Annotated in this window: 25 protein-coding genes, 1 tRNA gene and 1 pseudogene; 8 read left to right on the plus strand and 19 right to left on the minus strand. The window is 62.7% G+C overall.

The genetic code is table 11. The features are described 5' to 3' along the window. Nucleotides 1-6 precede the first annotated feature (6 nt). From OVY29_RS01100 to OVY29_RS01110, 3 genes are all read right to left on the minus strand, one after another. On the minus strand, nt 7-1,449 hold the full coding sequence (locus tag OVY29_RS01100) for an NAD(P)-dependent oxidoreductase (RefSeq protein WP_037556715.1): 1,443 nt from the start codon (nt 1,447-1,449) through the stop codon (nt 7-9). 159 nt (nt 1,450-1,608) lie between these two features. After that, a complete protein-coding gene (locus OVY29_RS01105) occupies nt 1,609-2,409 on the minus strand; it encodes an undecaprenyl-diphosphate phosphatase (RefSeq protein WP_037556716.1) in 801 nt (266 codons plus the stop codon). After that, nucleotides 2,409-3,347 carry a complex I NDUFA9 subunit family protein gene (locus tag OVY29_RS01110; RefSeq protein WP_037556717.1) on the minus strand — a complete coding sequence of 313 codons (939 nt, stop codon included), beginning with the start codon at nt 3,345-3,347 and terminating at the stop codon, nt 2,409-2,411. Before OVY29_RS01110 ends, OVY29_RS01105 begins: the two co-directional genes overlap by 1 nt. A gap of 199 nt (nt 3,348-3,546) precedes the next feature. On the opposite strand from OVY29_RS01110, the gene OVY29_RS01115 reads away from it, so the two are divergent. Further along, nucleotides 3,547-3,633 (plus strand) — tRNA-Leu (locus OVY29_RS01115). Nucleotides 3,634-4,197: 564 nt separating this feature from the next. Here the strand turns inward: OVY29_RS01115 and OVY29_RS24655 are convergent. The 5 genes and pseudogenes from OVY29_RS24655 to OVY29_RS01145 form a co-directional block, all read right to left on the minus strand. Further along, a pseudogene (locus tag OVY29_RS24655) lies at nt 4,198-5,283 on the minus strand (recombinase family protein); the annotation flags it as partial. A 306-nt stretch (nt 5,284-5,589) separates the two neighbouring features. Further along, on the minus strand, nt 5,590-7,155 hold the full coding sequence (locus OVY29_RS01130; protein ID WP_313910660.1) for a hypothetical protein: 1,566 nt from the start codon (nt 7,153-7,155) through the stop codon (nt 5,590-5,592). A gap of 120 nt (nt 7,156-7,275) precedes the next feature. After that, nucleotides 7,276-7,569, minus strand: a complete 294-nt coding sequence (locus OVY29_RS01135) for a hypothetical protein (protein WP_313910661.1) — start codon at nt 7,567-7,569, stop codon at nt 7,276-7,278. Then, on the minus strand, nt 7,566-8,240 hold the full coding sequence (locus OVY29_RS01140) for a hypothetical protein (RefSeq protein ID WP_313910662.1): 675 nt from the start codon (nt 8,238-8,240) through the stop codon (nt 7,566-7,568). The genes OVY29_RS01135 and OVY29_RS01140 overlap by 4 nt, the downstream gene beginning before the upstream one ends. A gap of 290 nt (nt 8,241-8,530) precedes the next feature. Continuing rightward, entirely contained in the window at nt 8,531-8,698 is a 168-nt protein-coding gene (locus OVY29_RS01145) for a DUF6771 family protein (protein ID WP_293645027.1), read from the minus strand. 130 nt (nt 8,699-8,828) lie between these two features. Here OVY29_RS01145 and OVY29_RS01150 point away from each other — a divergent pair, with 130 nt between their 5' ends. After that, nucleotides 8,829-10,061 (plus strand): sensor histidine kinase, encoded by a 1,233-nt coding sequence (locus tag OVY29_RS01150; protein ID WP_234716151.1) that lies wholly within the window; start codon nt 8,829-8,831, stop codon nt 10,059-10,061. 111 nt (nt 10,062-10,172) lie between these two features. On the opposite strand, the gene OVY29_RS01155 is transcribed toward OVY29_RS01150, so the two are convergent. Both OVY29_RS01155 and OVY29_RS01160 read right to left on the minus strand, forming a co-directional pair. After that, complete coding sequence (locus tag OVY29_RS01155; protein WP_313910663.1) at nt 10,173-11,510, minus strand: glycine zipper 2TM domain-containing protein; 1,338 nt, start codon at nt 11,508-11,510, stop codon at nt 10,173-10,175. Between the two features lie 320 nt (nt 11,511-11,830). Further along, nucleotides 11,831-12,445, minus strand: coding sequence for a hypothetical protein (locus tag OVY29_RS01160; RefSeq protein ID WP_313910664.1), 615 nt, complete (start codon nt 12,443-12,445; stop codon nt 11,831-11,833). 26 nt (nt 12,446-12,471) lie between these two features. Here OVY29_RS01160 and ybaL point away from each other — a divergent pair, with 26 nt between their 5' ends. The 3 genes from ybaL to OVY29_RS01175 all read left to right on the plus strand — a co-directional run bounded on the left by ybaL (nt 12,472) and on the right by OVY29_RS01175 (nt 15,197). Further along, nucleotides 12,472-14,298 (plus strand): YbaL family putative K(+) efflux transporter, encoded by a 1,827-nt coding sequence (gene ybaL, locus OVY29_RS01165; protein ID WP_054727993.1) that lies wholly within the window; start codon nt 12,472-12,474, stop codon nt 14,296-14,298. 443 nt (nt 14,299-14,741) lie between these two features. Then, on the plus strand, nt 14,742-14,894 hold the full coding sequence (locus OVY29_RS01170) for a hypothetical protein (RefSeq protein ID WP_156344033.1): 153 nt from the start codon (nt 14,742-14,744) through the stop codon (nt 14,892-14,894). A 132-nt stretch (nt 14,895-15,026) separates the two neighbouring features. Further along, complete coding sequence (locus OVY29_RS01175) at nt 15,027-15,197, plus strand: hypothetical protein (protein WP_156344032.1); 171 nt, start codon at nt 15,027-15,029, stop codon at nt 15,195-15,197. 122 nt (nt 15,198-15,319) lie between these two features. On the opposite strand, the gene OVY29_RS01180 is transcribed toward OVY29_RS01175, so the two are convergent. After that, nucleotides 15,320-15,454, minus strand: coding sequence for a hypothetical protein (locus OVY29_RS01180; RefSeq protein ID WP_257720451.1), 135 nt, complete (start codon nt 15,452-15,454; stop codon nt 15,320-15,322). A 255-nt stretch (nt 15,455-15,709) separates the two neighbouring features. On the opposite strand from OVY29_RS01180, the gene OVY29_RS01185 reads away from it, so the two are divergent. Both OVY29_RS01185 and OVY29_RS01190 read left to right on the plus strand, forming a co-directional pair. Beyond that, a complete protein-coding gene (locus tag OVY29_RS01185; RefSeq protein ID WP_145923393.1) occupies nt 15,710-15,943 on the plus strand; it encodes a hypothetical protein in 234 nt (77 codons plus the stop codon). Between the two features lie 75 nt (nt 15,944-16,018). After that, the gene (locus OVY29_RS01190) at nt 16,019-16,156 is read left to right on the plus strand and encodes a hypothetical protein (protein ID WP_156344031.1); all 138 of its coding nucleotides are present in this window, start codon (nt 16,019-16,021) and stop codon (nt 16,154-16,156) included. A 16-nt stretch (nt 16,157-16,172) separates the two neighbouring features. Here OVY29_RS01190 and OVY29_RS01195 read toward each other — a convergent pair whose 3' ends face one another. From OVY29_RS01195 to OVY29_RS01230, 8 genes are all read right to left on the minus strand, one after another. Then, nucleotides 16,173-16,811, minus strand: a complete 639-nt coding sequence (locus OVY29_RS01195) for a hypothetical protein (protein WP_054727991.1) — start codon at nt 16,809-16,811, stop codon at nt 16,173-16,175. A 1,293-nt stretch (nt 16,812-18,104) separates the two neighbouring features. Then, nucleotides 18,105-18,287 (minus strand): hypothetical protein, encoded by a 183-nt coding sequence (locus OVY29_RS01200; RefSeq protein WP_145923394.1) that lies wholly within the window; start codon nt 18,285-18,287, stop codon nt 18,105-18,107. 11 nt (nt 18,288-18,298) lie between these two features. Further along, nucleotides 18,299-19,600: a glycoside hydrolase family 130 protein gene (locus tag OVY29_RS01205; RefSeq protein WP_054727985.1), complete on the minus strand. Its 1,302-nt coding sequence runs from the start codon at nt 19,598-19,600 to the stop codon at nt 18,299-18,301. Next, nucleotides 19,593-21,776 carry a glycosyltransferase family 4 protein gene (locus tag OVY29_RS01210; RefSeq protein WP_313910667.1) on the minus strand — a complete coding sequence of 728 codons (2,184 nt, stop codon included), beginning with the start codon at nt 21,774-21,776 and terminating at the stop codon, nt 19,593-19,595. The genes OVY29_RS01205 and OVY29_RS01210 overlap by 8 nt, the downstream gene beginning before the upstream one ends. Nucleotides 21,777-21,917: 141 nt before the next feature. After that, complete coding sequence (locus OVY29_RS01215) at nt 21,918-22,052, minus strand: hypothetical protein (protein WP_257720450.1); 135 nt, start codon at nt 22,050-22,052, stop codon at nt 21,918-21,920. Between the two features lies 1 nt (nt 22,053). After that, complete coding sequence (locus OVY29_RS01220) at nt 22,054-22,257, minus strand: hypothetical protein (protein ID WP_156344030.1); 204 nt, start codon at nt 22,255-22,257, stop codon at nt 22,054-22,056. Nucleotides 22,258-22,432: 175 nt separating this feature from the next. After that, nucleotides 22,433-22,648, minus strand: a complete 216-nt coding sequence (locus OVY29_RS01225) for a hypothetical protein (RefSeq protein WP_313910668.1) — start codon at nt 22,646-22,648, stop codon at nt 22,433-22,435. Nucleotides 22,649-22,656: 8 nt separating this feature from the next. Further along, a complete protein-coding gene (locus OVY29_RS01230; protein WP_054727980.1) occupies nt 22,657-22,941 on the minus strand; it encodes an antitoxin Xre/MbcA/ParS toxin-binding domain-containing protein in 285 nt (94 codons plus the stop codon). Between the two features lie 131 nt (nt 22,942-23,072). Here OVY29_RS01230 and OVY29_RS01235 point away from each other — a divergent pair, with 131 nt between their 5' ends. Further along, nucleotides 23,073-23,846 carry a hypothetical protein gene (locus OVY29_RS01235; protein WP_313910669.1) on the plus strand — a complete coding sequence of 258 codons (774 nt, stop codon included), beginning with the start codon at nt 23,073-23,075 and terminating at the stop codon, nt 23,844-23,846. Nucleotides 23,847-23,861: the final 15 nt, after the last annotated feature.

Raw genomic sequence — 23,861 nt, forward strand, 5'->3', positions numbered from 1 at the left:
TGTTGGTCATGCCGCCTTCTTTTCGCTTTTCGCCTTCGCCTTCAACCACTTTGCCATCTGTTCGCTGACATCGCGGCCGTCGCGGATGCCCCACACGACCAAGCTGGCGCCGCGCACGATGTCGCCCGCCGCGAAAACGCCGGGCAGGCTGGTCATCATCGTCTGGTGATCGACGCGCAAAGTGCCCCAGCGCGTGACCGACAGGTCGGGCGAGCCGAACAGGTGCGGCAGCTCCTCGGGATCGAAGCCCAATGCCTTGATCACCATGTCGGCGGGCACGTCGAACTTGCGCCCGGGATCGACCTCGGGGCTGCGGCGGCCGCTCGCGTCGGGCGCGCCGAGGCGCATCCCCGCGACCGCGACCTCTTTCACATGCTTGTCGGCGGTGAAGCTTTCGGGGGCCGAAAGCCAGACGAACTCGACGCCTTCCTCTTCGGCATTGGCGACCTCGCGCTGCGATCCCGGCATATTCTCGCGGTCGCGGCGATAGAGGCACTTCACCGATTTCGCGCCCTGCCGCACCGCGGTGCGGACGCAGTCCATCGCGGTGTCGCCGCCGCCGATCACGACGACATGCTTGCCCTTGGCGTCGAGGCGCCCGTCGTCGAACGCCGGAACCTCGTCGCCAAAGCTCTTGCGGTTCGACGCGATCAGATAGTCGAGAGCGGCGATCACGCCGTCGGCGGCATTGCCGGGAACATTGATCTCGCGCGCCTTGTAGACGCCCGTCGCGACCAGGATCGCGTCATGCTTCTGGCGGAGCTGGTCGAGCGTCGCATCCTCGCCGACCGCAAAGCCGAGGTGGAACTGGATTCCGCCTTCCACGAGCCGGTCGATGCGGCGCATCACGACATCCTTCTCGAGCTTGAAGCCTGGGATGCCATAGGTGAGGAGGCCGCCCGCGCGGTCGTGCCGGTCATAGACATGCACCTCATGCCCCTGCGCGCGCAGATATTCGGCCGCGGTCAGGCCTGCCGGCCCCGCGCCGATCACGCCGACCGACTGGCCGGTCGCGGCGCCGACGTGTAGCGGCTCGACCCAGCCCTCGGCCCAGGCGGTGTCGGTGATATATTTCTCGACGCTGCCGATCGTCACCGCGCCATGGCCCGAAAACTCGATCACGCAATTGCCCTCGCACAACCGGTCCTGCGGGCAGATGCGGCCGCAGATCTCGGGCATCGTCGAGGTCGCGTTGCTGAGCTCATAGGCTTCGCGCAGCCGGCTTTCGGCGGTCAGGCGCAGCCAGTCGGGAATATGATTGTGGAGCGGGCAGTGGACCGAGCAATAGGGCACGCCGCATTGTGAGCAGCGCGCCGCCTGCGCATCGGCGTCGGGCGCGGCATAACGCTCGGCGATCTCGCGAAAGTCGCGCGCGCGCTCTTCGGCGGAGCGCTTGTCCGGATAGGATTGTTCACGCTCCACAAATTGGAGCATGCGTTCGGAAGCCATGCAGTATCCCCTTCGTTGAGCGGGGAATTGCATGGCCCGAAACGCCCTGTCACGAGCGAATTGCGTGATAGGTCAACAATGCTTACCTAAATCGGAGATCAAATTCGTCCTAAAATAGGCTCGCGCAATTATCTTTCGTGAATTAGTATCGTTTCGGACCTATCTCATGCCGAGCCAGATCAGCGCCGCGACCCCGACGATGATTCGGTACCAGGCAAAGGGCGCGAAGCCATAGCGCGTAACAACCGCGAGAAAGGCCTTGATCACCGCCCAGGCGACGACGAAGGAGACGAACGCGCCGACCGCGATCAGGCCGAGGTCGTTGGTGGTGATCGCGTCGCGGTGCTTGAACAGCTGGAGCACGGTCGCGCCGGTCAGCGTCGGCAGCGCGAGGAAGAAACTGAACTCGGCCGCGGTCTTGCGGTCGACCCCGAACGACATCGCGCCGAGGATCGTCGCGCCCGAGCGGCTGACCCCCGGGATCATCGCGATGCACTGGACCAGCCCGACGAGGATCGACTGGCGCGCCGACACATTGGCGACCCCGCCGACGTCGCGCGTCTTCGCGAACCGCTCGACGAGCAGGATCGCAAAGCCCCCGATGACGAGCGCCCAGGCGACGACGACGGCATTTTCGAGCAGCAGCTCGATATAATCCCCGAACGCGAGGCCGAGGACGACCGCGGGGAAAAAGGCGAGCAGCAGGTTGCGCACAAAGGCGATCGCTTGCGGATCGCGCCGGAAGAAGCCGGCGAACATCTCCCAGAACAGCTTCCGGTACAGCACCACGATCGCGAGGATCGCGCCGGGCTGGATCGCGATGTTGAAGATCGCCCAGCGCGCCGCGTCATAGCCGAGCAGCTCGGTCGCGAGGATAAGGTGCCCGGTCGAGGAGACGGGCAAAAATTCGGTCAGACCCTCGACGATGCCGAGGATGATTGCGGTCAGCCAGATACCCATTATCGCGAGGCGAGCTCGGCGAAACGGCCATGGCGACGATATTGCACGAGCCAGCCTTCGGCGACAGAGGCGAGCGACGCCGGCGTGATGCCGAGCTGTGCGAGCCCCGCGGCGCCGTCGGAGACGACGTTGTCGCGCTGGAGCATCAGCCACTGATCCTTGGTGATCGGCGCGCCGGGCGCCCAGCCGAGGCCGCTGGCGAGCGCCGAGGCAACAAAGTCGGGTACATCGACGAACAGCGGCGAGCGGCCAGTCGCGCTCGCGATCCAGCGCAGCAATTCGCCCATCGCCAGCACCTGCGGTCCGCCGATTTCGAATGTCTTGCCGGCAGCGCCGTTGCCGAGCGCGGCGACGACCGCGTCGGCGACGTCTCCGACGTAGATGGGCTGGAACTTCGCATTAGGCGCGATCACCGGGACGATAGGCGCGATACGCATCATCGTGGCGAAGCGGTTGATGAAATGATCCTCGCGGCCGAAGATGATCGAGGGGCGCAGGATCGCGGCGTCGGCGAACGCTGTGCGCACCGCGGCTTCGCCGTCGCCCTTGCTGCGGCCATAGGCCGAGGCGCTTTCAGAATCGGCGCCGATCGCCGAAACATGGACCAGCGCGCTGGCACCCGCCGCCTTCGCCGCCGCCGCGACATGGCCCGCGCCATCGGCCTGCACCGCCTGCATGTCGGCGAAGGCGCCGGCGAGGTTGATCACCGCATCGCTGCCTTGCACCGCGCGCGCCACGCTCGCGGGGTCGCGGACGTCGCACGCCACGAACTGCGTCTGGCCGAGGCCGCCGAGCGGCTTCAGGAAGGTCGCGGCGCGGGGTTCGCGCTGCGCGATGCGGACGCGGGCGCCGCGTGAGAGCAGCCGCTGCGCGACATAGCGGCCGAGGAAGCCCCCGCCGCCCAGCACTGTGATCAATTGCCCGTCGAGTTTCTGCATTGGGTCCGCCTATATCGATTCTCTGGATGGCGCGGGGCGCGCCGACGGCCTTCCCATGCCGCGAAGCGGGAAGGGGAGCAAGGGGGCGAGGCGGCCATATGACGCAAAACCGGTGGCTTTGCGATAAAATGCGTCCCGGCCACCGCGACGCGGTTGACAAGCCGATAGCCGCGCCGCTAAGCGCCCGCTCCTACCCCGTGCCCAGATGGCGGAATTGGTAGACGCACCAGCTTCAGGTGCTGGCGATCGCAAGGTCGTGGAGGTTCGAGTCCTCTTCTGGGCACCATTCCCGGTCAAAACTGGGCACCACCCCGCCAGGGTGGCGGTCACCCCGAACGAGGGCATGCTCGAGCGCGAGTTTCGAGCCGGAGATCGTGATCTGGTCATTGCCGAGACCGACCTTGCCGATGATGAGACGGACATAGGCTTTCCGAAGAACGGGATCGTCGGCCTCAAGCTTTTCGCGAAGCATATTCCCGAAGCGATCGATGATTTCGGGCGTGATGCGGCGCTTGCCCTTTTCCATCTGCCGCTCGAGGCTTTCGATCGTATCGTTCAGCGAGGCCACTTTGGTGCGATGCTCAGCGAAACGCTTGGCGACGGTGGGATCGCGCGGCGACATGAGCCCTGTCTCGACGAGTTCCATCAGCTTGCCAATAGCGGTTTCGGCCCGAGTACGTTCGGCGCGCGCCTGCTGGAGATCGTGCGCTCGGCGTTCATTGGCCTCGTCCGAAGCCTCAAGCACATGGCCCAGCAGTTCGCGGAGGCGGAGGGGCTCAAGAATGCGCTCTTTCACTGCTTCGAGGACGATTTCGTCGAGCTGTTCTTCACGGATGCTTTTGCAGGAACAACGGCTCGCGGACCCATTCGCCTTGGCGTTGCACGTGTAATAGCTGTACCGGCCACCTTTGCCCGTGCGGATCGTCAATCCATGGTCGCAGCCGGGCATGTCGCAAACGGCCACGCTAGTGAGCAAAGGACGTCCGTTCGTGATCCGCGGCGGAGTCTTTGTCGGCGCGGCCTTTGCGCGGGTCGCAGCGACGATTTCGGCTTCCTCGGGCTCGATGATGCGGGGGCATTCAACCCAGATCCAGTCCTCGGGTCCGGGGACGCGACCGTTATCGTCGGCAGTTTTGTCCGGATAGGCTCCTCGGTAATGCGGCCGCGTCAGAATGCCGTCGACCGCGGAATGAAAGAAGGGATTGCCACGCATCGTATAGCCGTTGGCTGTGAGCCATTCGGCTATGGACCGCGTCCCCATTGGCTGGCCGCTGAGGCCATGGCGGGCCAGAGCGTAGATACGGCGAACGACAGCGGCCTCATGCTCGACGATCGCGAGCTTCTTGCGTTCCTTGTTACCCTCAATCGCGGCGGTTTCGGTCTTGTAGCCGTAGGGCACGGTGCCGCCGTTCCAATAGCCCGAGCGCGCGTTGGTCCGACGATCACGCCGCGTAAACAGCGACGCGTCATTGGCATATTTTTCGTTCATGATCGCAACCATGGAACGCATCATCTGGCCGTTCGGGCCCGGCCCAAAATCCTCGGTGATTGAAATAAGGCGCACACCCGCGGTCTGCAAACGATGTTCGGTAACAACCTGGGTGAGCAAGCGCCGGGCAAAGCGATTGAGGTTATAGACGATAACCACCTGCACCGGGTGCTCGGGGCCGGTCGCGAGATCAATCATCTTGTCGAACTGCTTGCGAGCAAGGCTGCGGCCCGAGACCCCGGGTTCTTCAAAAATTTCGAGAAGCTCGATCCCTTCCTTCTCGGCATAGGCTTCAATCGCCGCCTTCTGGCTCGCAATGCTCGCGTTGTTCTCGCCCTCTTCGTCGACGCTCACGCGCACATAACCAAATGCTTTGAGTGTAACCTTCGACTTCACCATTTCAATTTCCTTCAATTCCATGTTTTTCACCATTTTCTGCCGCTTCATTCGAAGAGCAGGCGCAGGCGGTCGGCGAGATGATATTCGACGAGCCTGGCCTCTTCCGGGAGCAGCGACAGCATGTCCGGCAGGTCGCAAACCACGGGACGCGCGGCCGTCGTCCGGGACCCTCGACGGGGCCCAGCTCGGCTTTGCTTCTGTGTCTCTGGAACATCGTCGGACATGACGATGCTGATGCGCTAGCCGCTGAACCCGATTCGGCGTTGGCGGCGCGGGGCGATCCACCGGGTGCAAAAAGGGGCGGAAATCCTGTCATTCCGCCCCTGATTGGTGCCCGCCAGACAGGTTTAACGACTATCCGTTGGAGGGCATGCCCAGGCGCCAGCCGATCGGACCCCAGGCCTGCTCCGCGATAATGCGGCTTTCGGTGGTCGGGTTGCGGGCGAATGCCTTCGCGAAAGCCTTCCCGATACGGGTATAGGCGTGCGAATAAGCCTCTTTCGGATCGCGGCGTTCACCGGTTCCGATACGCGACTGCTGGTGCGCGTGAATTTCTTCGAAGGTGAACGGTTCGCCGCGGTGGGCTTCAGCGATTTCGCGCGTTCCGGCGATTATGGCGTTGCCGGCGCTGTCGGTGACCGCCAGCAGGCCCTTGGGGAGGTGTCCCGGATCGCGCGTAACCGTACAGCGAAGCAGGAAGAAGAGGCGGTTTGCGCGATGCACATTGTGACGCTTGATCGCTGGGAGTGTTACGCGCTTACCGAAACGCACCGCCTCGATCGCCAAATCCAATACTTCCGGCTGGGGTTTGTAGATGGCCTTCTCGCTATCATTGACCGGGCCCGTCCAGGCCACGGCACGCTCGCAGGCGAGCCACAGCCGGGCCAAAGGATCGAATTCGCGGCGCTTGTAGACGGGCTGGCGAGAGAGCGACTTGTCAGAACGGATATTGTTGACGTCAGAGCGCAGCTGGCGAAGCAGCGCCCGCGCTTCCATCATGCGCTGCAGAATATAGGCTTCAAGATCGTCGCCATGGGCCACGCGCCACGCAACCAGCGCGGTCTTCGCCCGCTGCTCGAGATCGCCGGCATCGCGAAACGGCTTGGCCTCCGCTTCGGTTGCATCTCGCCCGAAAGGGAGGCCTCCCCAAGAAGGCCAGTTAACGGCGTAGCTCCCGCGATCCGTGTCGATGATCAAGCCGTGGTGCGCGAACGAGGCCTGGAAGTCTTGAGGCACCGGCTTGTCCTCCTCCCCGAAATAGAGTCGCGCCGCTTCCTCGAAGAGCTCCAGTTCGTCGGAGATGCGGACGGCGAGGCTCGCGTTCAGCGGAGCCTTTCCGTTTGCCGCGCCATCGAGCGGCGGCAGTTCGGTTGGACGATAAATGCGGACATGTGCGGCCGCTGCCTCCATTTGCAGATCGTGGGCGATCCAGAGTCGCGAAACGGTAGCGATGATCGCCAGCACGTCTTTAGCGTCATATTTATCGCCATAACCTTCGCGCGGAACCGCACACGCGGCGGCGACGCCGCGCCCCTCGAGGAGGTAGGTGACCAGAACGGGATCCATCACATTGAGCGCATCGAAGTCGCTCGCGAGCAGATCCAGATCATCGATGCAGAGCAGATCGGCCATTTCGAGTCGCGCTGCCTTGTCGGGGACACGGAGAAGGCAGCGCTGGATCCAGTTATCGAAGCCCGCTTGCGTGCGCTCCACAATCGAGGCGTCATAATAGCGACGCTGCTGCTCGAGGATGACCAGATCCAGCACGGTCAGTTCCACCTTTTTCGCGAGGAGCTTTTTGATTTCTTCGTTCGAGAGCTTCGGGAGGGCATAATCCTCCGCCTGATAAGCAAGCGTGGACGTCAGAGCTACGCCGAGATTGGCGGGAGATGATCCGAATGGATATAAGTATTTCTTCATAAGCTATTTACCACCTCATTCTGCACGACGATGTTGCCGTTGGAACGTATATGGAACATCCGTGATCGCTTTCAACCTTATCTATCTATTTTTAATACATTATCTTATGACAACGCTCTCTTAACTATGTTTTGGCTCGGAAAAGGTAATATTTTCTGATGTGTTAACCATTTCTTCTGCAAGGTCGAGTTCTAGTTGATGAATTCGGCGGTTCAATTGATCGAGTTCGTCGATCTGCGTCAGCGGTGATCGTCCGCCTTCAAGCGCGGTCCTGACGCGATTAGCCAGCGCATCGAAGGCTGCGGCCAGGTGATGGCGTTCCTGCAGTCGGAGTTGGATCCGCTGTTCCAGTGCGGCGAGGTCATGAACTGCCATCGGTTCGGGCGCGCAATCATCATGGATGCTGTCGGTCATGCGAGATGCTCCGGAAGTGCCGGCAGCGCCGGCATGGACGGCGGCGTCCAGAATCTCGGATTTCCGCCTTGCTCCTTGAGCCACTCGAAGGCGCTGCCGCGTTTTTGGAACTTCGGCTCGGCGATGCCGAGTGTCCGGGCGATCTCCCGGACCAGATGCTTCTGGTTGACCGTGACCTTGTCGTGCCGCCAGCTTTGCTTTGGGTCGCGTCCCATTTTCGAACGGAGGAAGGTGACGGTTTCGTTGATGTAGAGTTGCCGGAGCCAGGTCAGCCGGGACCAGCTTCCCCACGCGCGGATGCAAGCGCCAGCCTCGGAATCGAACAATATCCGGAGCAGGCCGCTCAAGCTCTCGCCCGGATGATGCCGTGCTACGTCGACAAGGAGCAAGAGGCCGAATGCACCGAGGTGATCGAAACCCGCGAGCGCGATGTCGTCGAGAAGGTGACCGCGATTCGGCTCGAGTGCGCTGCCCGTGCGATAGCATGCCCGGTCGCGCGCATTATATGCTGCGCGGCGATGCAAATAGGTCTCGGCCTCGCGGATCGCGTCGGTCAGATCTTCGATGCGCGCGGTGTTCGAGGCGGAAAGGCTGTCCAGCGCGCGCGCTAGCAGATTGGCTGCGTTAGCGAGGCGGTTCGGGGCGACAGGTGGGGCAGGTGCGTGGGTCATGCCCGCGGGTCTGCATCAGGTCCGTAACCCGATTCGGCGTTGGCGGCGGTCGGTTCCCCGCTGTCGATCGTCTGCGGGAGGCAATCTCTCCACTCCGGGCCGGGCGTGGCATCTATATAGGTCGCGATGCGCCCGCATGCGAGGGCCGCCGATTAAATTGGCATTCCGCCATTAGTCCGATGAGCGACCCTCTCCCGGAGACGATGAGGAAGGATTGGAGCTGCGCGTTCGTCGGTCAGTCGGACCAGTGCCAGATTGGAGAATGGCGCAACCTTGATTGATTCAAACGACTAAGTCGAAGGTTTTTCGGTTTTGCGCAGCGTGTCTGCAATCATTGCCGCCAGCGATTCTTCAGCCTGGATGCGGACGACGCGGTCTCTGGATTCGAGGTCGCGGCGAATCCACTGCGGAGCGCGCTCAATTGCGCCGAGGACGATGGTGGTCAGGTCATCGGTCATGCCCGCGGCTATAGCGAGCCGCGAGCCACTTGCAATCATGGGTGCGGGCATCGGCAGCAACGCGCCCGAATACAGCCTTTCAGCCTGAGTCATTCGCCACTTGAAAGCGGTCGTTTGGCTCTCGCGACCGATGGCGACACGCTCCAATGCCGAACCTTGTGCGCAGTCAACCGTGTGCCACCGCCGATGGAGCGGAATCTTCGCGCACCGCGCCTGCATTCATGATATACCCTCCATGTTCAGGGCGCCCTTGTCGTATTCGCGAGCGCGCCGTTTCTCCCCGGACCCGGCTTTCAAGCCCGTCAGCTCTCCGGTATCCCCGAAAGGGGCCATGATGACCCACACCACCCACCCCGACGTCGCGCTCAATCTGGCGCTTGCCGTCATTACCGCCTCCGACGCACCCGCCCTGCTGCTCGACCAGAATTTCACGATCATTGCCGCCAGCACATCCTTCTGCCGCGCCTTCGCGCTCGACCCGCGGCAAGCGGTCGGGCGGACGCCGCTGGAACTGGGAGACGGCGAGTGGGACGTGCCGCAACTTCGGACGTTGCTCGGCGTCACCTTTCACGGCGATGCACAGATAGAATCCTATGAAATGGATCTCGATGGCCCGCACGCGCCCCGCCGGCTCGTGCTCCATGCGAAGATGCTCGACTATGGCGATCTCGCCCGACCGCGTTTGCTGCTGACCATTTCGGACGTGACCGAAGCGCGGATCAGCGAAAAGCTGAAGGACGATCTGTTGCGCGAGAAGGCGATCCTCCTTCAGGAACTTCAGCATCGCGTCGCCAACAGTCTTCAGATCATTGCGAGCGTGCTCATGCAGAGCGCGAGGCGGGTGCAATCTGAAGAGACGAGAAGCCATCTTCGCGATGCGCATAATCGCGTGATGTCGATTGCCACCGTCCAGCAACAACTGGCGGCGTCGCGGCTGGGCGAGGTCGAATTGGGCGCCTATTTCACGCAGCTTTGCGAGAGCCTCGGCGCATCGATGATCTGTGATTCGGATCTTGTATCGCTCAGGGTGAGCGCCGACGACAGCAAGGTGAATGCCGACATTTCGGTCAGCCTCGGGTTGATCGTGACCGAACTCGTCATCAATGCGCTCAAACATGCGTTCCCGGGCGAACGCGGTGGAACGATCCTGGTGGATTATCATGCGCTGGGCGAGGCATGGAAGTTGACGGTCCATGACGACGGCGTAGGCACACCGCACAAGCTGGCCGCGGCCAAGCCCGGCCTCGGTACCAGTATTGTCGAGGCCTTGGCGAAGCAGCTTCGCGCGACCGTCGAAACGGCGGGAGCCAGTCCCGGCACAAGGGTCTCGATCGTGCACGAAGAGCCGGTCGGTGTAAGCTGAAGCGGCTAGACCAGCTAATAAGATCGGCCTGCCGCTCGCCATGATCCAGACGAAAAGCTGCCGCCTCCGCATAGAGCGGAAGCGGCAGATCCCCTTTAATGGACGTTCGTTTTACTGCGGGCTGAGCCGCAGGCGAAGATTCAGGCGATCGATCCGCGACTGAAGCGCGGCTTCGTTGCGCTCTGACAGCCGGTCCATCCGGTCATGATGCATGGCCCGCTCGCTGGCGCGAATGGATCGCAGCTCGCGGCTGGCACTCATGGCCGTCCGGTTGTCGATCGTGCGCTCCGATCGGGCGGTGCGGACATATCGGTCGAGGTTGGCGAGCTGCGAGAGGATAGCGGGGCGGTTCGCCCCATAGTCGCTGCCCATGCCCTCGCGCCCGGTAGGAACCCAGCGACCACGGGCGTCGTAATAGCCCGTCGTCGCCCCGGCGTTCCATCGGCCATTCCGATCATAATAGCCGGGATGCGGATCGGCGACCCAATGTCCGTTCGCGTCGCGGCGTCCGCCCGCCGCGCCGGCAATCCAGCGACCGTTCGCGTCGTAATGACCGACGGTAACGCCGGCGACCCAGCGGCCGCGCTGATCATAGTGGCCGCTTGCCGCGCCGGATATCCAGCGATCATTGTCATCGTAATAGCCTGCCGAAGAGGCCGGTATCCAGCGGTTCTGGCCGTAATAGCTGCCGCTTGCCGTTCCGTCCTCGCGCTGGGGAATCCAGTTGCGCCGTTCGTCATAATAGCCGTTCGGCGTTCCGGTGACCCACTTGTTGTCGCGGTCATAATAGCCGGTAGCCCGGCCGCGCGCGGTTGATGTCGCGTGCCAGGCGCCCGCGGTGTCGTAATAGCCATAGGCATCGTCGCGGCGAGTTGCCGTGGCTGATGCGGCGTTTCCGATCCAGCGCCCGCGATCGTCATACCGGCCGCTTGCCGAACCCGGAACCCAGATGTCGTCGCGGTCGTAATAACCGTTCGCCGATGCGGGCACCCATTCGCCGCCCGGCCGATAGTCGCCTTCTCCGCGACTGGACGCCGCGTAAGTGACCCAGCGGCCATCGCTGCCATATCGACCGTTGGGCGGACCATCGACCCATATCCCGTCACGATCATAGTAGCCGCGGGCATCGGAGGAGTTCACGCCGGTCGCGTGCCAGCGATTTTCATTATCGTAATAGCCAAAGGCATCGCGGCAATCGCGCGTCGGTTTGGCGATCTGGTTGGCGAGAACGGCTCCTGCGGCGGCGCCGATCACGGTTCCGACCGTCTTGTCGCCACGACCGGCGACGACATTGCCGAGCACTCCGCCGGCCGCGGCGCCGCCGATCGTGGCGACGACGCGCGTCGAGCGCTGTTCTTCGCAGGTCGCCTGCGACTGCGTTCGTGCGCCGGCGATGGACGGAACAAGGGCGATGGCGGCGATATTCGCCGCGAGAATAAACCTGTACATTTGGGGGCTCCTGGAGCTGGCAAGATGCCGCTCGCTATTAAAAACGCTCAGTATTCATTATTGTTCCCCTATATCCTTGATTCCTGAAATTATCGTTTCAAGATTCGATATATTCCCTCCTATCATGATACTAAATTGGGTAATTTATATTGTTTCTAGTCGGGATTTTATCAACGGACTTGGGAGACGGCTGGGAGATTTGATGAGATGCGCGCGAATGCCCCCGTCGCTGCCTGAGCCGACACGCAAAGCTCGGACAGAAATGACGGGCTGGAGCGCACGCGCCGCTGGCCTTGGAACAAACAGCCTGCCGGGGGCGATCAGTGGCGCCCCGCGGCCCATATCGCCGTCAGTTGGCGAATGACCCGTGTGCGATGTTGATAGGTGCTGTACCGTTTGCCGACGCGCCCATTGGCGAAATCGTCGGCGAGTTTACGGGTCAACCAGTCTATTTCCGCTCTCTGCGTATCGCAGTCGGTCGCCGCCGGTTCGGGAGCCGCAGGGCGGGGATTTCGGAAGGGCGCGAACTCGGGGAAATGGCCGCCTTCATTTTCCCAACTCTCGACTGCGGATCGCCTGTCCGCTTCATGCCGCGAAGGCAACGCCATCACGCGAGGCGCGGCTGCGGCCCGCCCGGACTTCAAAACTTCTGATATATTCGGCATGACCCGGCTCCGTCGTCGAGCGGGAGTATGGAGGCATCTCTCAGTCGCACCGGCGCTCAAGGCATGGGGTGCGATATCTTCCATGTGGGGATGATGCATGTCCAATGCTAGGGCAGAGCGATGATATTCGTCGACGGCCCGGATGGAGCTTTGGGGAAACTTCGTCTCTGGCTTGCTGACGTACGATTCAAGCTGCTGCATGGCCTTGGCACCGTCGCCGTTGTAGGATCGACCTTCTGCCATCGCTGATGGCGCGGCCGCCTTCTGCATGGCGACCCTTTCCGGAAGGATCGTTATTGCCTCATGATACCAGTCTTCTCGCCATGCTTGTCATGGGACTGGTCCTCGCCTTCATCGGCGGGTTTGTCGCGAGCAGGCTGAAGCTGCCACCGCTCGTCGGCTATCTGCTCGCGGGCGTGGCGGTGGGCCCTTTCACGCCGGGTTTCGTGGGTGACGCCGATGTAGCGAACCAACTCGCCGAAATCGGCATCATCCTGCTGATGTTCGGTGTCGGACTGCATTTCTCGATCAAGGATCTGATCGCCGTCCGCAGGATCGCCATTCCCGGCGCGATCGTACAGATCATGGTCGCGACGCTGCTTGGTGCGAGTCTCGCACATCTCTGGGGATGGACGATCGGCGCCGGCCTGGTTTTCGGTCTTGCCCTGTCGGTCGCATCGACCGTCGTACTGCTACGCGCACTCGAGCAGCGCAATACGCTGGATTCGATCAACGGCCGGATCGCCGTCGGCTGGTTGATCGTCGAGGATCTCGTCATGGTGCTGGCCTTAGTATTGCTGCCGGCATTGGCGGGCGCGCCCGGGGGTGAAGGGGCTTCGGGCGGCGCGGGCGAAATCGCGCTCGCCTTGCTCGTCACGCTCGGAAAGGTCGCGTTGTTCCTCATCCTCGTCCTCGTCGTCGGCACGCGCGCCGCGCCCTGGATATTGGAGCGCGTCGCCCGGACGGGCTCGCGCGAGTTGTTTACCCTCTCGGTTCTCGCGACCGCGCTCGGGATTGCTTTCGGCTCGGCCGCCCTGTTCGGCGTGTCCTTTGCGCTCGGCGCCTTCTTTGCTGGCGTGATCCTCAGCGAAAGCGATTTCAGTCATCAGGCGGCCGCGGACTCGCTGCCGTTGCAGGATGCTTTTGCCGTCCTGTTCTTCGTCTCGGTCGGGATGCTGTTCGATCCGGGCATCCTGGTCCGTGAACCGTCCGCCGTTCTGGCAGTGCTGGCGATCATTCTGGCCGGCAAGTCGGTTGCGGCGTTCGGGATTGTGCTGGCCTTCGGCTATCCGGCGCGGACGGCGCTGACCGTCTCGGCGAGCCTGGCGCAGATCGGCGAGTTCTCCTTCATCCTGATCGGCCTGGGCGTCACCTTGGGGCTGGTCGAGGCGGAAGCGAGGGACTTGATCCTCGCCGGCGCGCTGCTGTCGATTACGTTCAATCCGCTCGTCTTCATCGCTTTCGACGGCTTCGAGAGATGGCTGCGACGACGACCGCGGCTGTTGGCATTGCTGGAGCGGGGAGGCGATGAGAGCCTTTCCCGTCTGCCCGACGCGAAGCACGGCCGCTTTCGCCATCACGCGGTCGTCGTCGGCTACGGCCGGGTCGGGCGCGTGGTCGGCAGGATGCTCGCGGAAGCCGGCCTACCCCTCATCGTCGTCGACAAGGATCGACGCCGCGTCGAGGCGCTGCGCGAGCGCGGCATTACGGCCGTCTATGGCGAAGCATCGACCCCCGGTATTTTGGAGGCAGCAGATATCGCCCAAGCGCGGCTGCTCGTGATCGCGACCCCGGAGGGCTTTCAGACACGGCGCATCATCGAGATCGCGCGCGAGCTCAATCCCGAAATCGACACCGCGATCCGGACCCACAGCGAAGCCGAGGTCGCCCATCTCGAAGGTCAGGGCGTCGGCCTCGCGATCATGGGCGCGCGCGAGCTGTCGTTCGGCCTTGCGGACTATGCGCTGCGCAGCCTCGGCATCTCGAAGACGCGTGCGGCGGCCATAGTTCAGAAGGAGCGCATGTCCGGGGAGGGCGGCGCCTTCGAGCGCCGTCCCGACATCCCGCCTGGCGAAGCGCCAGAACTGCGCCAGCGCCGGGGGGATGACGAGGATGCCGCCTGATGCCGGTGCGTAGACCCTTTCGGCGTGGCGAATTGATGCCCGCATCATGTCCGTCTGTGGTAGGATGCACCATCACCCGATTTCGATCGCAAGCTTCCCGTGACTGAGAGACATCGAGCTCCCGCTTGCTCAGCGGGAGTCTATTCCATGATTGCTATCCCCGAACCCTCGCGACCTTTCGGCCGGATCATTCGGTTGTGGAACCGGCTTCTCCATCACGGGCTGGAACATGTCCCGCAAACAATGGAAAATGCGTTTCACCAGTCGCGGCGGCGCCGGCGCGACCTCGAGCGCGCAATCGATAGCTGGGTGCGCGAAAAAGGCGCCTGCTCGGGGGCCTCGCAACCAGCCCGTCCTCAAGTCGTGTCGTCGTCTTCTGTCCAGCCTGCCCTTGAACAATGGGACGATGAGAGCGGAGCACAACCAGCGAAAGGAACGCGATCATGATACTGCACAATCTCTTCGGCCGTCACCTCGTCGATTTCAAGGCCAGCCACTGGGATCGGGGGCGCTTCGTCAGCCATTGCACCGTTTGCGGTTGCGAGATGGTCAAACTACCCGGCTTGGTATGGCAGGCGAGCGAACGGCGGGGCTGAGACGATCGGCTCTGCCGCTCGACCGGACGGAATCGCTCTATTCGCGGCCCGGCATGATAAACAGGAACAATGCCCTCTCTCGCGCGTCGTCTCCATGCCCACTACCGGGCATTTGAAGAGAGGAGAATGGTCATGGTCAACCCCGACCAGAACCAGACCGGCAACCAGCCGGGCCGCAAGCCGGAAGGCGAGCGCCAGCCCCAGCAGGAAGATGGCAATCGCCGTCAGCCCGGCCAGCCGGACCGCGACAAGCGGCCTCAGCAGGGCGGAGAAGCGGCAAAGCCGGGCAAGCAGAGCAGCTAGCCCCGGCTAACCGATCGTCCCCAAGCCGGGCCGCGTGTCGATACGTGGTCCGGTTTCGTTTTGGGACGTGTCCTGCCACTCTTCCGGTCACGCTCGGCCGCTGGCAGCGTCCGATTTTCGCATCAAACGCGGAAACGGCGTGCCTGCGCGACCACATCGGCAAGGCTGGTGTAGCGATAACCGTCCAGAAGTTCGGTCGCGGCGGAATAGCGCATCAGCGCGATCTGTTCGTCTTCGAGTAGCTGTTTGAGGCACATGGTGCGTGCTCCTGCATCAAGCCGAGAGCACGATATTTGTCCCTCTGTCACATGGAGCTTGTTCGGAATTCAGGGTATGAAAGGCCTTCTACGACGAACAGGAAAACCGAGGCACGAATTCGGGGCAATTCACCAAAGGTGATGCCCCTTATATCGATCCGGTCGAATGCCTATATGTATATCATTGCGGCGAACGCTTCGTAGGCATCCGCAACCGAGAGACCCCGTGCTCCCGCTTACATATGGGAGATGGTCATGACCGATATCAGCGAAAACCGAGACCCTATCATGCGGAGTTGGTACGAGTGGGAGATTGACGGGCGTGAACGAAAAATGATCCTGATTGTCGAAACCGACGTCCCGCTCCAGCCCGACGAAAATGGTTATGATGTGTTGATTTTAGAGGATTTGCGCGCGGCAGCGGTTGCGCGGTCGCACGCTTCGCCGGGTGCAATCGATCGCATCCGCATCGTTCCGGTTCGCTATTAGCTTGTCGCTTTGGCAGCGACGCATAATCAGTTTTTTAGTCCTTGCCCCGAGCGGCCTGCCTATATCGTGGAGTGTATGAAGCCGTTCGGCAACGGTTTGCCAGATATGGGCGGCCGCGCGATCGCCAAGGCTGACCGCCTCAACTTCCTTGCCGACGGCAAACTGTTCCGAAGCATTGCCGTGGCGATTTTCTGCGTCGAGCATCGCCCTTGAAATGATTTGTTCGCGATCAGGCGTCATCGGCTTGTCCGCTCACGCTGCGTTCCCGAATCCGCTGGCGAAGGAGTTCGGCGCGCTCGTCATGAACGTTGGTGTTTCGCGAAGTCGCCCGGGGCAATTGCCCCACGTGGCGGGCGATACCTTCGTCCGTCGATCGCCACGCAGAGCCGGGCTTGACCGTGCTGGTAGTGCTCACATCGTCGTCCATCATCATATCGTCGGCGAGAGTCGCGAGCGCCATTTCATCGTATCCGAGCGACCTATAGATATCGCGGCCGATGACCCAGAGCGCTTCCTCGATCTCGGCCAGCCGGCCGACTATATCTTCGAGTGCTGACGCGCTGCGTTCCTGGGGTGTCATACTGAGCGCCTTGTGAATGAGAAGCTCGGCAATGAGCGTGTCGCCGAGGAAATCCGCATATCCGGCAACCGGTTCGGAGGTTGCCTGGTCGGCTTTGGGGCGTGCGGAACCAGGCCGCGTTTCTGTTGGCGGGCCGTCGGTGAGGCCGCGCCGGTCGCGATATTCGGCGATCCGCTTGGAATAATAGCGAGGCAGATCGAAGTTGGACAGAAGATGCCCATCGCGCCGCGCCCGGCTTACCGCAATCAAGGCCATCTGATGGTGATAGAGAAGTTGATTGAGATCCATGTTCCGTCTCCCATGTGCGGGAGCGCGAAAGTCTCTCGGTCGCCAACATGCAAAAGACGAGTCTGGCGATATCTCACATGTGGTGCGAACAACCGCTGATTACAAGGCCAGGGTCACTCGCACAAACTATCCAGCCCGGTAGCGGCCAACGCGCGCCATTATCGTGATCGCGTCCGGAAACCCCGAGGGGCGATGGCAGTAGGGATGGATCGACAGAGCAGAAAAAAGCCCCATCCTTCGACGGGGCTTTTTCCATCCTCTGCGGTCGTGACCAAAGGAAGCCCCATCAACTCTCACGAGGGTCGCATCGGAGAGTCTTTGTATAGAGAGCCTAGGCTTATCCACGAGAGAGTCGAGCGGTAAAATCCGCCAGGCGCGAAAGATAAAAGCCTCGCTCGGCGGTTATTGCGCTCGTGATACGCTTCGGTTTCGCACCGGGCTCGGGTGAACCGGAGGAATTGCGACGATGCAGGCTGGGGCGGGTGGAATGGTCTCGTTCTGCGCGACGAATTGATGCCGGCATTATGTCCGTCTGTGGTAGGATGCGCCATCACCCGATTTCGATCGCAAGCTTCCCGTGACTGAGAGACATCGAGCTCCCGCTTGCCGACGGGAGTCTATGTCGATGATTGCCATCCACGAACCCTCGCGACCTTTCGGCCGGATCATTCGGCTGTGGAACCGGCTTCTCCATCATGGGCTGGAACATGTCCCGAAAACGATCGAAAACGCGTTTCGCCAGTCGCGGCGCCGGCGGCGCGACCTCGAGCGCGCAATCGATAGCTGGACGCGTGAGAGCAACGCCCGCTCGGGAGCCTCGCAACCAGCCCATCTTCAAATCGCACCATCGTCTCCCGCCCAACAAGCGATTGAACAATGGGACAATGAAGGGGGCGCGCAACCCCGACGAGGATCGCGACCGTGATTTTGCACAATCTTTTCGGCCGCCATGTCGTTAACATCAGGACCAGCCGGCAGGACCGGGGCCGGTCCGTCGGCCACTGCAGGGTGTGCGGCTGCGAAATGGTTAAGCTGGGCGACCTGGCATGGCAGGTGAGCGGGCGGCGGACCTGAGAATCCGATTTCCTGACCTCGATCGCGTGAGCCGCCATCCCAGGTTGGTAACCCCGTCGGTGCCTTGGACCGACCGGATCGTGATAAGCGGCCTCAACAGGGTGGAGAAGCAGCAACGCCGAGCAAGCGGAGCAGCCAGCGCCGGCCGGGCTTCGTTTTGGGAAGCGCCCCGCGGCGTTTCAAGTCATTTCCGGTCGCTTGCTAGCGTCCGATTTCGCTTCACATGCGAGAACGGCGTGCCTGTGCAACCGCGTCGGTAAGGCTGGTGTAGCGATAACCGTCCAGGAGATAGGTCGCGGCGGGCACGCGGGTAATACCGTATCGATCGAGTGTTTCACGCTCGGCGGCGTCGATACCGCCGCATTTGCAGGGCCGGTCGTTGCCGGACGGGTTCTTGTCCATGTCGAAGCCTTTCAATCCTTGAGCTGGTCGAGAAGTGTCGTGATCCTGATCGTGGCGACGGTCGAAAAGGCGTCCGATATGGCATAGGGAAGCAGGATGCGTTCTCCGACCTTGATGGCGCCGCACGAATAGACGACGTTCGGGACATAGCCATGGCGCTCTGCGGTCGCAGGCTGGACGAGCGGTACGCGCGAGCGCCCGAGCACGCGCGAGGGATCGTCCTTGTCGAGCAGAACCGCGCCGATCGAATAATGGCGTACGGGGCCGACGCCATGGGTGAAGAGCAGCCAGCCTTCGTCGAGTTCGATTGGCGAGCCGCAATTGCCGATCTGGACGAACTCCCAGGGATATTCGGGCTTCACGATCACCTCGCCGAGGCCCCATTCGTGGAGGTCGTCCGACAGGATGAGGTGCAGGCTCTCATTGTCGTGGCGCGCGATCATCGCATATCGCCCGCCGATCTTTCGCGGAAAAAGCGCCATTCCCTTGTTGCGCGCCGCGGCGCCCTTGAGCGGTGCCAGATGGAATGTCACGAAGTCCCGGGTTTCGAGCAGCTCCGACCTTATGCCGCTTCCGCTGTAGGCGGTGAAGGTCGCATAATAGATGGTTTGGCCTTCGTCGTGGAAGGCGACGAAGCGGGCATCCTCGATCCCGTTCGCCTGCATCTCGGTGACGGGGAAGATCACCCGCTCGGCGATGTCGCTGGCGGGATCGAAGCCGAGTTCCAGACGATCGCCGACACGGGCGGTCACGACGGGCGTCGCGGCGAGCCGCGCGGGCGGGTCGATGGTAACGGTTCCGTCGGCGGCCAATATTCCCGACCGAAACGTCAAGGAGGAGATGTGGCCTTCGCCGACGGCGCGCAGGCTGAGAATGAAGCGGCGGCATCCTGCGGCGACTCCCGACTGGTCGGGGTGCGGCACGATGCTGGGATTGAACAGCGCCGCCGCTTCGAAGCTGTATTCGTGGAGGAAATAGGCGCCGACGAGCTGACGCTGCGCCTGCGAGAAACTCGCGTGAGCGGCAAACGCATCCTCCATTTCCGCGGCGCGCCGTTCGAAGATTGCGGGGAGGTTGCGGTGCCGGTCGTCGAAGTTGCGCAGCGTTTCGGCAAGCAGCGCGTCGGTCTCGTCCGCGGTCATCGCGAGGACGCGGTCGACGATGTGATTGGCGCGGGTCTTGTCGACGGGATTCAGGTCTCGGGGTTCGACCGCCGGCCGGAACGGGCGGACGACGACGCGCGACGGGTCGGGCCGCAAGTGAAGCGCCTGCCGGTTGAAGAAGGGCGCGGATGGCGGAGTTCCGTCAGGCATCGATGGCTTCGTGTGGGGATGGGCTCGGCGGTGACGGCGCCCGCCAGCCCGTCGCTCTCAGGCGCTGCATGTCGGCCAGCGCGAGCAGGAAGGACAACACCGATTCCGCGCCCCGGTTCTCGTTCGCGCGGTCGGGGTGGAGCCCGTCGCGGCAACTGCCGGTCGCGACGTCGACCAGTCCGATGCCGAGATCGTTCGCGCCAAGAAACCATGCAAAGGCGCGCTCGGCTTCCGCACGCCACGAAGAGGCCGGATCGACGCCTTTCGCCGCGATACAGGCCGCGATCGTCGCGCAAGCCTCCAGCGGTTGTTGGTCGAACGGTTCGGGATTATTGCGCGAGGCCATCAGGAATCCATGCGAGCCGACGGGGCGGAAATGTCCTCCGGGCGCCGTCTGCATCGTCACCAGCCAGCGCAGACTTCGCAGCCCTGCCTCGATCATGGTCGCCGAGCGCGCTGCGGCGCCCGTGACGATCAGCGCCTGCGGCAGCCGGGCGTTGTCATAGCTGAGGCCATTTTCGAACCATGTCCATTCGGGACCTTCCCGTTGGTCCAGCAACCTTTCGAGGCGGCCGGCGAGTTCGGCGCGCAGGCGCGCGGCGGCATAATCTTCGGCATAAACCGCGCAATAGGATGCGAGGCCGAGCAAGGTGAACGCCCAGGGCCGCGGCGACGTGAAGGCCTCGACCTCGCCCAGCGCCTCGCTGAACAGCTCTTTTGCCCAGCGCGCATGGCCAAGGGAGCAGGCCCGCGCACTATAGGCGCCCAGCGCCCAGAGCGTCCGCCCGTGGCTGTCTTCCGAGCCCGCATCTTCGAGCCATCGCCGGTCGAAGCCCATGAAATTGCGAAAGCGTCGATTGTCCGGATTCCATCCGTGCTGGATGAAGGCCGCGAACGTGGGTGACAGTCGCCGCGCCAGCGCCGCATCGGGGCCGCCGGCGAGACCGCAGCACAGCAGCAGCGCCCGCGCATTGTCGTCGATGCAATATCCGTGACTGCGGTCGGCAATCGCGTGAACAGCATGCTGGAATATTCCCGTGTCGTCGGACATCGCGGCGAGATGGTCGAGCGCCATCGGTGGAAGGCCGCCTTGGACGTTCGCCCGCAGGCGGACCGGCCCGGGTTCGGGCACCCCCGCTTGGCCGCCGGACGCACGCCTGCGCTCCCGGCAGGCTTTACGAAAACTCGCGGCATAGCGCCGCGCCGAATTGGCCCAGATCATGGGACGGCTCGCCGCATAGGCCTTGCGGCCCATCGCCAGACGTCCGGTTTCGTCGCCCAGCAGATTGGCGATTGCAGGGCCGAAGCCAGCCGGATTGTCGAACGGGATCAGGACGCCCGACCCGTCGGCGAGCAACTCGGCGGCGTGCCAATAGGGCGTGGAAACGACCGGACGCCCCAGACCGTGCGAATAGGCGAGCGTTCCCGACGTCATTTGTGCCGCCGACAGATAGGGTGTCGCGTAGACATCGCACATCGCGATATGATCGAGCAGTTCGGGGCGGTCGACGAAACGGTTGATGAACGCGATATGGTCATCGAGGCCAAGCTCGCGTACCCGCGCCATCAGCGTGTCGCGATAACGCTCGCCCTCACGGGCCAGCAAGGCGGGGTGGGTGGCGCCCATCACCACATAGAGAGCATCGGGCGTGCGCCGGACAATCTCGGGCATGGCCTCGATCATCGTCTCGATGCCCTTGTTCGGGCTCATCAGCCCGAATGTCAGGATCATCTTGCGATGGGTAAACCCCAACCGCTCCTTGGCGGCTCGCGCCGAGGCGAGCGGAACATCGGGAATGCCGTGGGCGATAACGTCAATCTTCCCCGGATCGGCGCCATAGACATCGATCAGCATGTCGCGGGCCTTGTCGGCCATGACGACCACGCGCGCCGATGCGGTAATGATATCCTTCATGACGCGGTGCTGCGCCGTGGTTGGCCGATCGAGAACCGTGTGCAAGGTGGTGACGAGCGGCGCATCGAGCCTCGCTACCAGGCCGAGAATCAGCGCGCCCCCCTCGCCGCCGAAGATGCCGAACTCATGCTGGAGGCAGACGAGATCGAACGCCTCGCGATTGATGAAATCGGCGGCGGCGCGATAGTCGGCCGCCTGATCCTGGCGGATCGTCTTGCGGACGGGTGGCGGAAATTCATGGTCTCCGCCCGGCTCGATCATCGCGACAATGGCCGTATCCGCAACCTCGCCGAGCGCTCCGACCGCGAGTTCGAGATCGGTCGTGAAGGTGGCTATACCGCAGCGGCGCGGGAGGGCATTGCCGACGAACGCGATCCGCAGCGCCGGCGTGTGCAGGCCATCTCAGTGCTTGCCTTTCGGTTTGGCGGTCATCTTCACCGCGGATGCTTCGTGGGCGGCGAGGGTGGTGAGCGCTTTCGGTTTCGCCGCCTTGGGCTTGCGAATCTCGCGGTTGCTGCGCTTTTGCGATTTTGCCATGTCAGACGTCCTTCCGTTCGATCGCCCGATACGAGAATTCGTCCGAGCGCTGCGGGCGGGCCGAAGCGATCGCTCCGCTCCGGACATTCGGAGAAAGATAGGGACGGTGACGGTAGGGGAAGGATTTGAAGCGCTGACCGAGGCTTTCGATCTTGCGCCGATATCGCATGACCTCCGAGGGTTTGGTCGCGGCGGAATAGCGCATCAGCGCGATCTGTTCGTCTTCGAGTAGCTGGTTGAGGCACATGGTGCGTGCTCCTGCATCAAGCGAGAGCACAATATTTGTCCCTCTGTCACATGGAGCTTGTTCAAAATTCAGGTGATGTGGCCTTATAACACATTCTGCGAGGATCGCCGCACGAATACGGGATTGAGAGATATTAATTCTCGTTCGCCGATGGGCGGTAAAAACGGTAGCGTACGACATCGCCCTCGATAAGATGGCCACGAAGTCGCAGCCGCATTTCCTCGGCCCCCGCGCTCGAGGTACAGACGAGACGGGTGCCGCCCGACTGAAGCGGCTCGATCGCGCTGATGCTGACGCCCTGCGCGAGGCAAAGGCGGCGGACTTCCTCTTCGGGCAAGGCCAGGTTCATTGCGCGGCTCATTTTGGTAACGGACCGCTTTCCCACGCCCGAATGGCGGCTGCCACCTGCTCATATCCCTCGGCACTGGCAGTTGCTACCGCCAGCGGCCGACCTCCGAGTTCGACATTCTCGGTATTGAGAAAGGCAACCGCAGGATCGCGGCCGCCCATCACCAGATAGGCAAGCTGACTGATATCGCCCTGCCTGCGCGCGTCATCGCGCGCGAACGGAGTGCTGCTCCTGCGAAAGAAGCGGTTAGGTCGCCGCTTGATCGCGCCTTGTCCCTGCACCTCGGAAGTCATGCTACGCCTCCTTCGTAAGCGGGAGCGCGATGTCTCTCAGCCGCGACGGCCTACAATTTCCGATGCCGCGATGACGTGGATATGGGGGCCGGGGGTCAAAGATGTAAGAGGCGAGCGGTGGCCGGAGGTCGGTGTCCGCTTTTCTCTGCCCCTCTCTGAAAGCCGACCGATCGCTACCGGCCAGTTGCGACTACGCGATCTTTGGAGCTTTTGCTGGTACCGCTAAGTCGTTCTCACCTGCAACCGGCGAAGCCGGTGAACGCGTCCTTCGCAATCTTGTTATCCCCGGCGTTCAGGCTCTGACAATCTGCGCGATGCCAATGCGAGGCGATGGCCTGCCGGGGAGGCGGGCAAAGGAGGATTTCATGAAAATCTGTTCGCATCACGCGGTTCTGGTCCTGGCGATTCTCGGCTTGCCGGCCTGTGCATCGACAGCGCGTGTCTCTCCGGTCAGCGCGCAGGCGAGCGGTGCGGCGCCGCTACCCGTGCTGATCCGGCAGACCATACGCACCGAAATGACGATGCAAGCGCTTTTCATGGGGCGGCTGCACCTCAATCGTCACGGATGCCTTCGGGGCGACAGCGACGAAGGCCCGATCATCGTCTGGCACCACGATACCGGCATCGAGAGGACGCCCGACGGTCGTATCGGCATTACAGACAGCACGACGGGGAATGCCGTCCATGTCGGCGACGAAATCGCGCTGAGCGGCGGCTATAGGGCAGGGCCTCTGAGCAATGTCACCGAATCGGTGCCAGAGCCCTGTCGCACGCCAAAGCGCTTTTTTATCGCGGGGCGCGTGATGAGCGAGGCGCAGCGGCAGGATATACTTGCACGTCAGCGCCGCCAGCCGGCGGCGCCGTTGCCCGTCGGCGCACCGCCTGCGCCAACGGTTCGGCGCTGAGATCGCACCACTGGA

The sequence above is a fragment of the Sphingopyxis sp. SE2 genome, assembly GCF_032227185.1.
Taxonomy (GTDB): Bacteria; Pseudomonadota; Alphaproteobacteria; order Sphingomonadales; family Sphingomonadaceae; genus Sphingopyxis.